This is a genomic window from Streptomyces caeni, from assembly GCF_042678285.1.
In the GTDB taxonomy this organism is placed as follows: domain Bacteria; phylum Actinomycetota; class Actinomycetes; order Streptomycetales; family Streptomycetaceae; genus Streptomyces; species Streptomyces caeni.
Map to the genome: position 1 here is coordinate 1 of NZ_JBHUDX010000085.1, position 13,052 is coordinate 13,052.

Annotated in this window: 13 protein-coding genes and 1 riboswitch; of the genes, 6 read left to right on the plus strand and 7 right to left on the minus strand. The window is 73.0% G+C overall.

Going from position 1 to position 13,052, the window contains the following annotated elements; genetic code table 11:
- Both ACFSL4_RS28330 and ACFSL4_RS28335 read left to right on the plus strand, forming a co-directional pair.
- On the plus strand, positions 1–625 hold a 625-nt coding region (locus ACFSL4_RS28330), incomplete at its 5' end, for a DUF2690 domain-containing protein (RefSeq protein WP_381088840.1).
- Between the two features lie 439 nt (positions 626–1,064).
- On the plus strand, positions 1,065–2,054 hold the full coding sequence (locus ACFSL4_RS28335) for a malate dehydrogenase (RefSeq protein WP_381088843.1): 990 nt from the start codon (positions 1,065–1,067) through the stop codon (positions 2,052–2,054).
- Positions 2,055–2,177: 123 nt separating this feature from the next.
- Here ACFSL4_RS28335 and ACFSL4_RS28340 read toward each other — a convergent pair whose 3' ends face one another.
- The 5 genes from ACFSL4_RS28340 to ACFSL4_RS28360 all read right to left on the minus strand — a co-directional run bounded on the left by ACFSL4_RS28340 (position 2,178) and on the right by ACFSL4_RS28360 (position 5,692).
- Positions 2,178–3,071 (minus strand): bifunctional helix-turn-helix transcriptional regulator/GNAT family N-acetyltransferase, encoded by an 894-nt coding sequence (locus ACFSL4_RS28340; RefSeq protein WP_381088846.1) that lies wholly within the window; start codon positions 3,069–3,071, stop codon positions 2,178–2,180.
- A gap of 72 nt (positions 3,072–3,143) precedes the next feature.
- Positions 3,144–3,917: a hypothetical protein gene (locus tag ACFSL4_RS28345; RefSeq protein ID WP_381088849.1), complete on the minus strand. Its 774-nt coding sequence runs from the start codon at positions 3,915–3,917 to the stop codon at positions 3,144–3,146.
- Between the two features lie 106 nt (positions 3,918–4,023).
- Positions 4,024–4,740, minus strand: a complete 717-nt coding sequence (locus tag ACFSL4_RS28350) for an isocitrate lyase/PEP mutase family protein (protein WP_381088852.1) — start codon at positions 4,738–4,740, stop codon at positions 4,024–4,026.
- A complete protein-coding gene (locus tag ACFSL4_RS28355; protein WP_381088855.1) occupies positions 4,734–5,207 on the minus strand; it encodes a carboxymuconolactone decarboxylase family protein in 474 nt (157 codons plus the stop codon). Before ACFSL4_RS28355 ends, ACFSL4_RS28350 begins: the two co-directional genes overlap by 7 nt.
- On the minus strand, positions 5,204–5,692 hold the full coding sequence (locus ACFSL4_RS28360; protein ID WP_381088858.1) for a carboxymuconolactone decarboxylase family protein: 489 nt from the start codon (positions 5,690–5,692) through the stop codon (positions 5,204–5,206). The genes ACFSL4_RS28355 and ACFSL4_RS28360 overlap by 4 nt, the downstream gene beginning before the upstream one ends.
- 47 nt (positions 5,693–5,739) lie before the next feature.
- Between ACFSL4_RS28360 and pdxR the strand changes: the two genes are divergently transcribed.
- Entirely contained in the window at positions 5,740–7,131 is a 1,392-nt protein-coding gene (gene pdxR, locus ACFSL4_RS28365) for a MocR-like pyridoxine biosynthesis transcription factor PdxR (RefSeq protein WP_381088861.1), read from the plus strand.
- Positions 7,132–7,243: 112 nt separating this feature from the next.
- Here the strand turns inward: pdxR and ACFSL4_RS28370 are convergent, their stop codons facing one another.
- On the minus strand, positions 7,244–8,071 hold the full coding sequence (locus ACFSL4_RS28370; RefSeq protein ID WP_381089092.1) for a DMT family protein: 828 nt from the start codon (positions 8,069–8,071) through the stop codon (positions 7,244–7,246).
- Between the two features lie 145 nt (positions 8,072–8,216).
- Here ACFSL4_RS28370 and ACFSL4_RS28375 point away from each other — a divergent pair, with 145 nt between their 5' ends.
- Entirely contained in the window at positions 8,217–8,558 is a 342-nt protein-coding gene (locus ACFSL4_RS28375) for a hypothetical protein (RefSeq protein WP_381088864.1), read from the plus strand.
- A 10-nt stretch (positions 8,559–8,568) separates the two neighbouring features.
- Complete coding sequence (locus ACFSL4_RS28380; protein ID WP_381088867.1) at positions 8,569–9,753, plus strand: glutathionylspermidine synthase family protein; 1,185 nt, start codon at positions 8,569–8,571, stop codon at positions 9,751–9,753.
- A gap of 218 nt (positions 9,754–9,971) precedes the next feature.
- Here the strand turns inward: ACFSL4_RS28380 and rocD are convergent, their stop codons facing one another.
- Positions 9,972–11,231 (minus strand): ornithine--oxo-acid transaminase, encoded by a 1,260-nt coding sequence (gene rocD, locus ACFSL4_RS28385; protein WP_381088870.1) that lies wholly within the window; start codon positions 11,229–11,231, stop codon positions 9,972–9,974.
- Between the two features lie 79 nt (positions 11,232–11,310).
- Positions 11,311–11,398, plus strand: a riboswitch (ZMP/ZTP riboswitch).
- Positions 11,399–11,439: 41 nt separating this feature from the next.
- Between rocD and ACFSL4_RS28390 the strand changes: the two genes are divergently transcribed.
- Positions 11,440–12,885, plus strand: coding sequence for a glycine hydroxymethyltransferase (locus ACFSL4_RS28390; protein WP_381089095.1), 1,446 nt, complete (start codon positions 11,440–11,442; stop codon positions 12,883–12,885).
- The last annotated feature ends 167 nt before the right edge of the window (positions 12,886–13,052 follow it).

A 13,052-nucleotide genomic window follows, 5' to 3' on the forward strand; every position in this document is an offset into this window, starting at 1 on the left:
CGGGTCGCCGGTGCCGGGGGGCGGGCCGGCGCGGACGCCGGGCGCGTCCTGGCCCTACGGGCCGACGACGGCCGACGGCGAGCCCCGCGACGCCCGCCCGGACACCGGGGGCCCGTCGGGCGGGGGGCGGCGCGGGCGTCGGCTGACGATGTTCCTCGTGGGCGTGGGCGGGGCGCTCGTGGTGATCGGGGCGGCGTTCCATTTCACCGGTGGTGACGGCAAGAGGCCCCGCACCGCGCCCGAGCCGTCCACGACGTCGGCGCAACCGGGCACCGGCCTGCCCGCCGGCGTCAAGTGCGGTGGCGCGGGCTGCACCGGCAAGGACCCGGAGGACATGGGCTGCGGCGGCACGCGGGCGACGACCACCACCAGCGTCACCGTCGGCACGACCCTCGTCGAGGTCCGTTACAGCAAGACGTGCGGCGCCGCGTGGGCCCGTATCACCCGGGCCGCGCAGGGCGACCGCGCGGAGGTGTCGGCGGGCGCGCCCGCCCGGAAGCAGACGGGCTCGGTCACCCAGGCGGCGGACACGGACGCGTACACCCCGATGCTGGCGGTGAAGGACGCGGCCGAGGCGAAGGCGTGCGTGACGCTGACGTCGGGCCGGAAGGGGTGCACGGCGTAGCGCGTGCCCGGCGGCAGGCGGGGGGGGAAGGCGGCGTACGCCGGGGCGCCGCCGTCGGCTGGAGGGCGCGCGCAACCATGCAGCGCCCCTCTTCCCGGAAAGAACCTCCGCACGGCGTGCATGAGTGTCCCGCCGCGGGGCATGCGCAGGGGTGCCCCCCCACGGGAGTCCGGCAGGACACCCACGGCGGCCGCCTCTCAGTCCCCCTTCTGTCGCGGGCGGCCGCCGCCACGCCGGGTTGTGGGACGGGCCACACGGACCCGGCCGTCCGGGATCCCGGATGCGCGATAGCCTGACGCTGGATCTCTCTTGACGCCAAGAGATCGATCATTTGTTCCGTTGATCGATCACCGCGGCAGGCACGGCCGCGCGCCGACCGTGAGATCCCGTACCCCCGGGGCGACGGCGCCCCACCGCCAGCTGTCATACGGAGAACGCCATGACCCGCACTCCCGTGAACGTCACCGTCACCGGCGCGGCCGGCCAGATCGGCTACGCACTGCTCTTCCGCATCGCCTCCGGCCACCTGCTCGGCGCGGACGTGCCGGTCAGGCTGCGCCTCCTGGAGATCACCCCCGCGCTCAAGGCGGCCGAGGGCACGGCCATGGAGCTCGACGACTGCGCGTTCCCGCTGCTGCAGGGCATCGACATCAGCGACGACCCGAACGTCGCCTTCGACGGCGCCAACGTCGCCCTCCTCGTGGGTGCCCGCCCGCGCACGAAGGGCATGGAGCGCGGTGACCTCCTGGAGGCCAACGGCGGCATCTTCAAGCCGCAGGGCAGGGCCATCAACGACCACGCCGCGGACGACGTCAAGGTCCTCGTCGTCGGCAACCCGGCCAACACCAACGCGCTGATCGCCCAGGCCGCCGCCCCGGACGTACCGGCCGAGCGCTTCACCTCGATGATGCGTCTGGACCACAACCGCGCCCTGACCCAGCTGTCGAAGAAGACGGGCACCCCGATCACCGAGATCAAGCGCCTGACGATCTGGGGCAACCACTCCGCCACCCAGTACCCGGACATCTTCCACGCCACGGTCGCCGGCAAGAGCGCCGCCGAGGTCGTGAACGACGAGAAGTGGCTGGCCGAGGACTTCGTCCCGACCGTCGCCAAGCGCGGCGCCGCGATCATCGAGGCCCGTGGCGCGTCGTCGGCGGCCTCCGCCGCCAACGCCGCGATCGACCACGTTCACACCTGGGTCAACGGCACCGCCGAGGGCGACTGGACCTCCATGGGCATCCCGTCCGACGGCTCCTACGGCGTCCCGGAGGGCCTGATCTCCTCCTTCCCGGTCACCTGCAAGGACGGCAAGTACGAGATCGTCCAGGGCCTGGACGTCAACGAGTTCTCGCGTGCCCGTATCGACGCCTCCGTCAAGGAGCTGGAGGAGGAGCGCGAGGCGGTCCGCGGCCTCGGCCTCATCTGACCCGCCTCCGCCCGGCCTCCCCGGCCGAGCTCTCCGATCCCCGGGTGCCCGCCGCCCGGGGATCGGTGCGTCCGCGGTGTCTTCAGCCGGGCGGAGCCTCGCCGCCGACGGCAGACGGTGAGGTCAGCTCCTCGCCCCGAGCCGCTTCTCGAACCAGTGGGCCGCGTACACGTTGTCGTCGTAGCGCGGGATCTCCGTGTACCCGCAGGCCCGGTACATCGCCTGGGCCTCCGTCAGGACGGCGTGCGTGTCCAGGCGTACGACGTCGAGGCCGTGTGCGACGGCCCGGCGCTCCAGGCCGTCGAGGATGCGCCGGGCAAGCCCGAGCCGCCGGGCGTCCGCGTGCACCCACACATGCCGGATCTCACCCACCCCGGGCTCCAGCGTGCGCAGCGCCCCACATCCCACCGGACGGCCCTCCTCGTAGGCGACCAGGAAGGCGCCGGCGTCCGCGGACACCTCCTCGGGGCGCACGAGGGCGGCGGGGTCGAAGCCCTCGGGGAAGCGGGCGTCGATGTCGGCGGCGTAGGCGTCGAGGCAGGCGCGGGCGTCGGCGCAGCCGCCGTCGACGTGTTCGACCGTGATGGCGGCCAGGCGCAGCAGACGCCGGGCGGTGCCGAGGGCGCCGGTCAACTCGGCGCGCTGGCCATCGGTCAGACCCGTGAGCAGGCTCTCGGCGAGGGCGTCGGCACGGCGGTTCTGCTCGTCGACCTCGACGCGCCCGGCGGGCGTCAGCTCCGCCAGCCGCACCCTGCTGTCGTCCGGGTGCACGCTCACCCGCACCAGCCCCTGCGTCTGGAGCGCCTGCGCCATCCGGCTCAGATACCCGGCGTCCAGCCCGAGCCGCCCCCGCAGCTCGCGCAGCGGGGCCCCGTCCCCGATCTCGTACAGCAGCCGTGCCTCGCCGAGCGGCCGGTCCTGGCCGAGGTAGTGGTCGTCGAGGACCCCGATCCGCCGGGTGAAGTACCGGTTGAACCGCCGGAGGGCCGTCACCTGCTCACTGGACACTCGCTCCATGGTTCTTTGACCTTAGTCAAAGGAAGTAAGGGTGTCCATGCCGGGAAGCACCGCCGGCGGGCGTGAGGCGCCCTACTTCGTGGGCAGTTGGGCGCGGACCTTCGAGATGTCCACCGTCTCGTTCGTCGGCGGGATCCTCGTCGGGACCGGCTTGTCGTAGTCCGTGAAGGTCAGGTCCAGGTTCGTGCCCTGGCCCGTCTGGGTGGCCCGGTACAGACGGCGCGGCATGTCGGTCGTGATGTAGAGCGTCGACTTCAGGCCGTTCACCGTGAAGGACAGGGGAACCACCCGCGTGTCGTCCAGCGCCCTCGCGAGGCCCTCCGTCAGGGAGGGGGGCGCGGTGACCGTCGCGGCCTTCTGGAGGGTGCTGAGGTCGCAGCTGCCGGCGATGCCGCTGAGGAGCGCGTCGGCGGTGGAGCCGTGGAGGTAGCGGCCCGTGAGCGAGGTGGCCGCGTCGATACCCCGTTGCCCGGGAAGTTCCGCCTTCCAGAACGTGCCGTCCGGCTTCAGCCACACCTCGTCGCCCCGCTTGATGATCTCGACGGTGCCGCCGTTGCCGCCCATCGTCATGGTGCCCGCGCAGTTGCCGGCCCGGTCGAGCGCGAGGCTCATCGATGTCGGCAAACGGTTGTTCGACATCGCCGCCGCGCTGTGGTCCGTGTAGCCGATACGGATCGATGTCGCCTTCCGCAGCCCCTCCTGCGCCTGTGCGGCCAGTCGCCGCGGGTCCGGGTTACCGCCGGTCTGGGCCGCCGAGACGCCGGCCAGTCCGGGAGCGAACAGCAGGCCCACCGCCGCGGCCGTCGTCGCGCAGGCCGCCCTCGTGAAGCCACGGGTCCGGGACATCGCATCACCTCCATGAGTACCTGGTCGTCAGATTACGTTTGCCCGCTTTCCGACGCATTTTCAGAGACTCCATGCCGGGAGTGATGCGTGCCCCGTCGCATGGCGGTCACTCCAACTGCGCGGCGATCTCGCCCAGGGCAGCCATCGCCCGGCGCTGCAGCCCCGGCCCGAACGTCACGCGGGTGGCGCCGAGCTCGCCGAGTTGCCGCGGTGAGGGGCCGTCGGCTCGCGCGTACACGTTGAGCGGCCCCTGGATCCCCGCCCGCAGCAGCGGCAGCAGGTCCGCCGGGGCGCCGATCGGGTACACGCAGTCGGCCCCCGCGGCGACGTACGACGCGGCCCGCTCGATGGCCCGTTCGGGATCGGCGACGCCGCGGGCGAACGTGTCGACGCGTGCGTTGATGAACAGGGCGTCGCCGGCCTCGGCCCGCACCCGGGCGAGCAGGTCGGTGTGCTCCCGCGGATCCTTGAGGACCCCTCCGCGCGAGTCCTCGAGGTTGCAGCCCACGGCCCCCGTCTCCAGCAGCCGCTCCACCAGCTCCTTCGGCGCCAGCCCGTACCCGTCCTCGACGTCGGCAGACACCGGCACGTCGACGGCCCGTACGATCCGCGCGACCGCCGCGAACATCTCGTCGGCGGGCGTCTCGCCGTCCGCGTACCCGAGCGAGGCGGCGACCCCGGCGCTGGGCGTCGCGAGCGCCGGGAACCCGGCGTCCGCGAACACCCGTGCGCTGGCCGCGTCCCAGGGCCCGGGCAGCACCAGGGGATCGCCCGGCAGCCGGCCATGATGCAGGGCCCGGAAGGTCTCGGTGCCGCTCACCATCGTGTGCTCCCCGCCGGGATCCGCCGGCTGACCATCAGCCGGTTCCAGTTGTTGATGACGGTGATCAGGGCGACCAGATGGGCGAGCCGCCCCTCGTCGAAGTGCTGGGCGGCCTTCTCGTACACCTCGTCCGGCACGAAGCCTCCCCCGGACTTCGTCCGGGAGGTGCCCCCAGCGAGCACCGTGACCGCCTCCGTCAGCGCCAGCGCGGCCCGCTCCCGCTCGTCGAAGACCTCCCCGGCCTCCTCCCAGGCGTCCAGCAGGTCCAGCTGACGCTCGCTCACGCCGTGCCGGCGGGCGATCGTGAGGTGCAGGTCCAGGCAGAAGGCGCAGTGGTTGAGCTGGGATGCGCGGATCTGGACCAGCTCGGCGAGGGCCGGGTCACCGAGGCCCTTCTTCGCCGCGGCGCTCAGCGCCTGCATCGCGGCGCGGACGTCGGAGTCGAGGACCGTCGTGCGGGCCGTCACGAGTACTGCCCCGGCTGGTAGTGGCCCGGCACCGCGCGGGTCGTCACACCGAACCGGTTCCATGCGTTGATCACCGTGATCGCGGCGATCAGCTGGGCCAGTTCCGCCTCGTCGAAGTGCTTGGCGGCGTTCTCGTACACCTCGTCCGGCACGAAGCCGTCCGTGAGGACCGTGACCGCCTCCGTCAGCTCCAGCGCCGCGAGTTCCGTCTCGGTGTAGAAGTTCCGCGACTCCTCCCAGGCGCTGAGCTGGATGATCCGCTCGACGCTCTCCCCCGCCGCGAGCGCGTCCTTGGTGTGCATGTCGAGGCAGAAGGCGCAGTGGTTGATCTGCGACGCGCGGATCTTGACCAGTTCGCGCAGCTTCGCGTCGAGGCCCTGCCCGGCGGCGGCGTCGAGCCGGATCATCATCTTGTAGACCTCGGGGGCGTGCCGGGCCCACCTCAGGCGGGGCGTGTGCTCGGGCGCGTAATCGTTCGTGGGCATGCTCCCGACCCTAGGAGCGAGGTATCCCAGGAGTATGGTCCATTTCCATGGGCAGAGCATGGGCCACTTTGGGTGTCGACCTGCATCTGGAGCCGACCGGACCAGGTCTGCGCCGGGGCCTGACCGACGCCCTGCGCGAGGCGGTCCGCACCGGCCGGCTGACCCCCGGGACCCGGCTGCCCTCCTCGCGTTCGCTCGCCGCGGACCTGGGCATGGCGCGCAACACGGTCGCAGAGGCGTACGGCGACCTGGTCGCCGAGGGCTGGCTCACCGCGCGCCAGGGCTCGGGCACCCGGGTGGCCGAGCGCACCGCCCCCGGCCCGCGGCCCGCACCCGCCGCGCCCCGCCCCCGTGCGCCCGGGCACCCCGAGTACGACCTGGCGCCCGGCACCCCCGACCTCGCCGCCTTCCCGCGCGCGGAGTGGCTGAAGGCCACCCGCCGCGTCCTGGCGGCGGCCCCGCACGACGCCCTCGGTTACGGCGACGGGCGCGGCCGCGCGGAACTGCGTGCCGCACTCGCCGAGTACCTGTCCCGGGCACGCGGTGTGCGCGCCGACCCCGAACGCGTCATGGTGTGCGCGGGCTTCTCGCACGGGCTGACGATCCTCGGCGCGGTGCTGCGGGCACGCGGTGTCCGCGTGGTGCACGTCGAATCCTACGGACTCGACGCGCACTGGAAGCTCCTGGCGGAGGCGGGGTTGCGCACGAAGCCGCTCCCGTTCGACGCGCGGGGCACCGACACCGGCGCACTGCCGGACGGGGGCGCCGTGCTGCTCACTCCCGGCCACCAGTTCCCGATGGGCGTGCCCCTGCCCCCCGACCGGCGGGCGGCCGTCGTCGACTGGGCGCGGCGGACGGGCGGGCTGATCCTGGAGGACGACTACGACGGCGAGTTCCGCTACGACCGGCAGCCGGTCGGGGCGCTGCAGGGCCTGGGTCCCGACCATGTGGTCCACCTGGGCACCGCCAGCAAGTCCCTGGCCCCCGGGCTGCGGCTGGGCTGGATGGTGCTGCCGCCGGGGCTCGCGGAGGAGGCCGCGGCCGTCAACGGCAGACACGACATGTGCGGGGCGCTGGAGCAGCTGACCCTGGCGGAGTTCCTCACGTCCGGCGCGTACGACCGCCAGGTGCGCGCTTCCCGGCTGCGCTACCGGCGGCGCCGCGACGCGCTGGTCCACGCACTCGCCGCCCGCGCCCCGGATGTCCGGGTCACGGGCATCGCGGCGGGCCTGCACGCGGTCCTGCGCCTGCCGCCCGGCACCGAGCGGACGGTGGTCCAGGCGGCGGCGTGGCAGGGCCTGGCGGTGCACGGCCTGCGCCGCTACCGCCACGAGAGGGCGGCCGCCGAGCCGCTGGACGCCCTGGTCGTGGGCTACGGGACGCCCCCGGACCACGGGTGGGCGGGGGCACTGGAGGCCCTGTGCCGGGTGCTGCCGTGAGAGGGCGGGGAGAGGACAGGGCTCCGGGCGGCCGGAGGGCACGGGGCCCCTGCCCAGGGCTTGTTCGGGCGGCCGGGCGGCAGTCCTCAACCGCCCGGCTCCGCCGGCATCATCACGAGCCCTCTTCCGCAACCGGCGCTTCCCCGAACCTCGCCAGTGCCAGCGCCCCCGCCACGGCGACGAGGAAGCCGAGTACCGCCAGCCAGGCCAGCCCCTCGCGGGTGCGGTCGCCCAGCCACACCACCCCCACCGTGGCCGGCCCCACCGTCTCGCCGACGACCAGGCCCGCGGTCGTCACCGTCACCGATCCCCGCTCCAGGGCGCTGGTCAGCAGCAGGAACGCCGCACCGCCGCCCAGGAGCAGCGCGTAGGTCGCCGGATTGGTGAGCAGGACGGACGGCGTGAGGGCGTCGATCAGCCGCACCGCCACCTCGACCACCCCGAATCCGAACCCCGCGCCCAGCCCCAGCGCCAGCGCCCGCCCGCGTCCCGGCAGCCGCGACCCGGCAGTCCCGAGCGCCAGCACGGCCAGTGCCGTCGCCAGCATCGCGTACCGCAGCACCGTGGACCCGTCGCGGTTCCCCTCCGCGCCGGATGCCAGCCCCAGCATCGCCAGGCCCGCGCACACCACCCCGGCCGCGGCCCACTCGCTCCGCGTCAGCCGCACCCGCAGCAGCCGGGCCGCGACCACCGCCGTCACCGCGAGGCTGGAGGCGAGCGCCGCCCCCACCGCATAGATCGGAAGTGACCGCAGCGCCACGATCTGCAGCAGGAAGCCGAGCCCGTCCAGTGCGAGCCCCGCCAGATACCGCCACTGCCGAAGGGCCCGCAGCAGCAGTGCCGCGTCCCCGCCCCCGCCCGTGCCCGCCGCGCGCGCCGCCATCGCCTGCAGCACCGTCGCCGTACCGAAGCAGACCGCCGCACCGAGTGCGCACACCATTCCCCAGAGCACGGTGCGACTGTAGGCCAGGCCGCGAGAGCTGGGGCGGGCGCGCCGGGCGGAAGCAAGCTCTCTAGTCTGATATTCATCAACATCTCAACGACGTCACACCAACGACGTCCCATACGACGGGGGGATCACGAACATGGCGGACACACGCCGACAACTGCGCTCGGGCACGGTCGTCCTCGGCGGTATGGGGCTTCTCGCCGCCGCCCTCACCGCCTGCTCCTCGGACCCGGACAGACGCTGCGTCGACCGCGACAGCTACACCCTCGCCAAGGGCTACAAGGTCGTCGCCGACAAGAACTGCACCTCCGGAAAGACGTCCGCCCGCGGCTCCTGGTACTACGGCGGCAAGAAGAAGAACGGCTGGGTCAGCGGCGGCTCCTTCACCAGGCCCCGGAGTTCCGGAGGCTCCGGCGGCGGCCACAGCGGCGTCGACCGCGGTGGTTTCGGCAGCGGTCACGGCAAGTCCGGCGGCTGAGCGCCCCGCCGTGGAACGCCGCACGATCGGGCCCCGCCCCGGCTGGCAGCAGACCGTCGAGGCGCAGGGCCTCATCTATCCGCTCACCCGCTACCCCGACGACTCCCTGCGCCCGTACTGGGACGAGAGCGCCTACTACGCCTTCACGCTCCCCGAGGTGGAGGCCTTGGAGGACGTCGTCGAGGAACTGCACGCCATGTGCCTGGCCGCGGCCAGGCACATCGTCGCCACGGACCGGTTCGCCGACCTCGGCATCACCGACCCGCGTGTCGCGCGCGCGGTCGCCGAGGCGTGGCACCGCCGTGCCGAACTCCCCTCCGTCTACGGCCGGTTCGACCTGCGCTACGACGGCACGGGCCCGGCCAGGCTCCTGGAGTACAACGCCGACACCCCCACCTCGCTCGTGGAGGCGGCCGGCCCCCAGTGGTTCTGGATGGAGGAGCGCTTCCCGGGCGCCGACCAGTGGAACTCCCTGCACGAACGGCTGGTCGCCGCCTGGAAGAAGCAGTCCGCCCTGCTGCCGCCCGGCAGTCCGCTGTACTTCGCGCACTCCTGCGCCGACCAACTCGGCGAGGACCTGATGACGGTCGCGTACCTCAAGGAGACCGCGGAACAGGCCGGAGTCGACACCGACTGGATCTCCATGGAGGAGATCGGCTGGGACCCGCTGTCCGAGCGCTTCGTCGACAACCAACTCCGCTTCATCCGCAGTTGCTTCAAGCTCTACCCGTGGGAATGGCTCACCACCGACCGCTTCGCCGGCCATGTCCTCGACACCCTCGACAACGGCGGCGGCACGGGCACGACGATGTGGATCGAACCCGCCTGGAAGATGCTGCTCAGCAACAAGGCGCTGCTCGCGATCCTCTGGGAGCTGTACCCGGGCCACCCGAACCTGCTGCCCGCCTACCTCGACGGCCCGCGGGAGATGGCGCGCACCACGGGCTACGTCGCCAAGCCGCTGCTCGGCCGCGAGGGCGAGGGCGTGACGCTCCACGGGCCGGGCGCCGAGCCCGTGCTGCGCGAAGAGCCCTGCTGCTACCAGGAGTTGGCGCCCCTGCCGGACTTCGACGGCAACCGGGTGGTCCTCGGCGCCTGGGTCGTCGAGGGCGAGTCGGCGGGGCTCGGCATCCGCGAGTCGTCCGGCCTGGTCACGGACGAGTACGCGCGCTTCCTGCCGCACGTGATTCTCTGACCTCCGCGGTCTCTCTGGCCTCCGTGGCATGGCCTCCCTGGTCTCCCTGGTCTTCGTGGTCTCCGCGGTCTCTCTGGTCTCCACGGTCTCCCTGGTCTCCCTGGTCTCCACGGTCTCCCTGGTCTCCACGGTCTCCCTGGTTTCCGCGGTCTCCCCGGTCTCCCTGGTCTCCCCGATCTCCCCGAAGGGATCTCCTCGGCGTCCCCCCGGGGCGGCGGTCAGACGCCCAGGACACCACGCAGCCGTGCCAGCCCCCAGTCCAGGTCCTCCGTGCCGATGACGAGCGGCGGGCAGATCCGGATCGTGGCCCCGTGGGTGTCCTTGACCAGGACACCCCGGTGCATCAGCCGCTCGGCCACCTCCCGGCCGGTGCCGCACGCGGGGGCGATGTCAACGCCCGCCCACAGTCCGCGCCCGCGTACCCCGGTCACCCGCCCCGTGCCGGTCAGCGCGCCCAGTTCGCTCAGCAGATGCGCGCCCAGCTCCGCCGCCCGCGCCTGGTACTCGCCGGTCCGCAGCATCGCGATCACCTCCAGCGCCACCGCGCAGGCCAGCGGGTTCCCGCCGAACGTCGACCCGTGCTCACCGGGCCGGAACACCCCGAGCACCTCGGCGCTGGACACCACCGCCGACACCGGCAGGATCCCGCCGCCGAGCGCCTTGCCGAGGACGTACACGTCCGGGACGACCCCCTCGTGCTCGCACGCGAAGGTGCGTCCGGTGCGGCCGAGCCCCGACTGGATCTCGTCGGCGACGAAGAGCACGTTCCGCTCGCGGGTCAGCTCCCGTACGGCCGGCAGATAACCGGCCGGCGGCACCACCACCCCCGCCTCGCCCTGGATCGGCTCCAGCAGCACCGCCACCGTGTTCTCCGTCACCGCCGCCCGCATCGCGGTCACATCCCCGTAGGGCACGATCTCGAAGCCCGGCGTGTAGGGGCCGAAGTCCGCGCGCGCCTCCGGGTCGGTGGAGAAGCTGATGACCGTCGTCGTACGGCCGTGGAAGTTGCCGCCCGCGACCACGATCTTCGCCCTCCCGGCGGGCACACCCTTGACCCGGTAGCCCCACTTGCGCGCCGTCTTCACCGCGGTCTCCACGGCCTCGGCGCCTGTGTTCATCGGCAGCACCATCTCCATGCCGCACAGCTCGGCCAGCCGCGCGCAGAAGTCGGCGAACCGGTCGTGGTGGAAGGCCCGCGACGTCAGCGTCACCCGCGCCAGCTGCGCGGTGGCCGCGTCGATCAGCCGCCGGTTGCCATGACCGAAATTGAGCGCCGAGTACCCGGCCAGCAGGTCCAGATAGCGGCGGCCCTCCACGTCCGTCATCCAGGCGCCGCCGGCGGACGCGATGACCACCGGCAGCGGATGGTAGTTGTGCGCGCCGTGGGCCTCGGCGGCGGCGATGAGTGTCTGCGTGGCGGTCACGGCGGCTCCCGGACGACGAGGGTGACCCTGCTGCCCCTGCTTCCCCCCGCTCATCCTCGCGCGCGGTGGACGCGGCGAACCCGTCCGCGGGCGGCGTCGCGTGTCGCGCCGTCCGAACGGCCGGGTAGGCTGGCCGGCGGGCCGTGACTGGCGCGCTGGGATGGGACGGACCATCGGGGAGCGGCCCGAGCAGAAGTGTGCCGTGCGCCTGGGCCGTACCGTGAACGCCGAACGCCACGTCCGGAGGTCCCTGATGCCCGAGATGCCCGCGCCTGTCTCCACCGAGTCCACCGCCTTCCGCGCCGCCCTCGACGTGATCCGCGCCGTCGAGCCGCGCGTCGCCGACGCCATCGGCCAGGAGGTCGCCGATCAGCGCGAGATGCTCAAGCTGATCGCCTCCGAGAACTACGCCTCCCCGGCCACCCTGCTGGCCATGGGCAACTGGTTCAGCGACAAGTACGCCGAGGGCACCGTCGGCCGCCGCTTCTACGCCGGCTGCCGCAACGTCGACACCGTGGAGTCGCTCGCCGCCGAGCACGCCAAGGAGCTGTTCGGCGCCCGCCACGCCTATGTCCAGCCGCACTCCGGCATCGACGCCAACCTCGTCGCCTTCTGGGCCGTCCTCGCCCAGCGGGTCGAGTCCCCCGCGCTGGAGAAGGCGGGCGTGCGCCAGGTCAACGACCTGACCGAGGAGGACTGGGCCGAGCTGCGCCACGCCTACGGCAACCAGCGCATGCTCGGCATGTCCCTGGACGCCGGCGGCCACCTCACCCACGGCTTCCGCCCGAACATCTCCGGCAAGATGTTCGACCAGCGCTCCTACGGCACCGATCCGGCCACCGGGCTCATCGACTACGAGGCCCTGCGCGCCTCGGCCCGCGCGTTCAAGCCGCTGATCATCGTGGCCGGCTACTCCGCCTACCCCCGGCTGGTGAACTTCCGGATCATGCGGGAGATCGCCGACGAGGTCGGCGCGACGCTCATGGTCGACATGGCGCACTTCGCGGGCCTGGTCGCGGGCAAGGTCCTGACCGGCGACTTCGACCCGGTGCCGCACGCCCAGATCGTGACGACCACCACCCACAAGTCGCTGCGCGGCCCGCGCGGCGGCATGGTCCTGTGCGACGACTCGCTCAAGGACCAGGTCGACCGCGGCTGCCCGATGGTCCTCGGCGGCCCGCTGCCGCACGTGATGGCCGCCAAGGCGGTGGCCCTGGCGGAGGCCCGGCAGGACTCCTTCCGCGACTACGCCCAGCGGATCGTCGACAACTCCCGCGCCCTGGCCGAGGGGCTGCTGCGCCGCGGCGCCACGCTCGTGACCGGCGGTACCGACAACCACCTGAACCTGATCGACGTGGCTTCCTCGTACGGTCTCACCGGCCGCCAGGCGGAGGCGGCCCTGCTGGAGTCCGGCATCGTCACCAACCGCAACGCCATCCCGGCCGACCCGAACGGCGCCTGGTACACCTCCGGCATCCGCATCGGCACCCCCGCGCTCACCACCCGCGGCCTGGGCACGGCGGAGATGGACGAGATCGCGGCCCTGATCGACCGCGTTCTGACGACGGCCGTCCCGGGCACGACCTCCAAGGGCGCCCCGTCGAAGGCCCAGCACGTCCTGGACCCGAAGATCGCCGACGAGATCGCGCACCGCGCGTCCGGCCTGCTGGCCGGCTTCCCGCTGTACCCGGAGATCGACCTGGGCTGAGGACGCCCGGCGCTCACAGATCGATGAGCTCCTGCCGCGGCCCGGGCGGCGGTCCCTCCCGCCGGGCCGCCGCCCGTCGCACGGCGCAGGTCCCCCCGATCCCCAGGGCGAGCCCCGCGCCGAGCCCCACGGCCCCCCAGCGCAGATGGTCCGGGGGGCCGTCCTCG

Excerpts from the sequence above, each read along its gene's own strand:
- ACFSL4_RS28335 (WP_381088843.1), top strand. The coding sequence starts at position 1,065 with ATGACCCGCACTCCCGTGAACGTCACCGTCACCGGCGCGGCCGGCCAG.
- ACFSL4_RS28340 (WP_381088846.1), bottom strand. The coding sequence starts at position 3,071 with ATGGAGCGAGTGTCCAGTGAGCAGGTGACGGCCCTCCGGCGGTTCAAC.
- ACFSL4_RS28345 (WP_381088849.1), bottom strand. The coding sequence starts at position 3,917 with ATGTCCCGGACCCGTGGCTTCACGAGGGCGGCCTGCGCGACGACGGCC.
- ACFSL4_RS28350 (WP_381088852.1), bottom strand. The coding sequence starts at position 4,740 with ATGGTGAGCGGCACCGAGACCTTCCGGGCCCTGCATCATGGCCGGCTG.
- ACFSL4_RS28360 (WP_381088858.1), bottom strand. The coding sequence starts at position 5,692 with ATGCCCACGAACGATTACGCGCCCGAGCACACGCCCCGCCTGAGGTGG.
- pdxR (WP_381088861.1), top strand. The coding sequence starts at position 5,740 with ATGGGCAGAGCATGGGCCACTTTGGGTGTCGACCTGCATCTGGAGCCG.
- ACFSL4_RS28370 (WP_381089092.1), bottom strand. The coding sequence starts at position 8,071 with ATGGTGTGCGCACTCGGTGCGGCGGTCTGCTTCGGTACGGCGACGGTG.
- ACFSL4_RS28375 (WP_381088864.1), top strand. The coding sequence starts at position 8,217 with ATGGCGGACACACGCCGACAACTGCGCTCGGGCACGGTCGTCCTCGGC.
- rocD (WP_381088870.1), bottom strand. The coding sequence starts at position 11,231 with ATGAGCGGGGGGAAGCAGGGGCAGCAGGGTCACCCTCGTCGTCCGGGA.
- ACFSL4_RS28390 (WP_381089095.1), top strand. The coding sequence starts at position 11,440 with ATGCCCGCGCCTGTCTCCACCGAGTCCACCGCCTTCCGCGCCGCCCTC.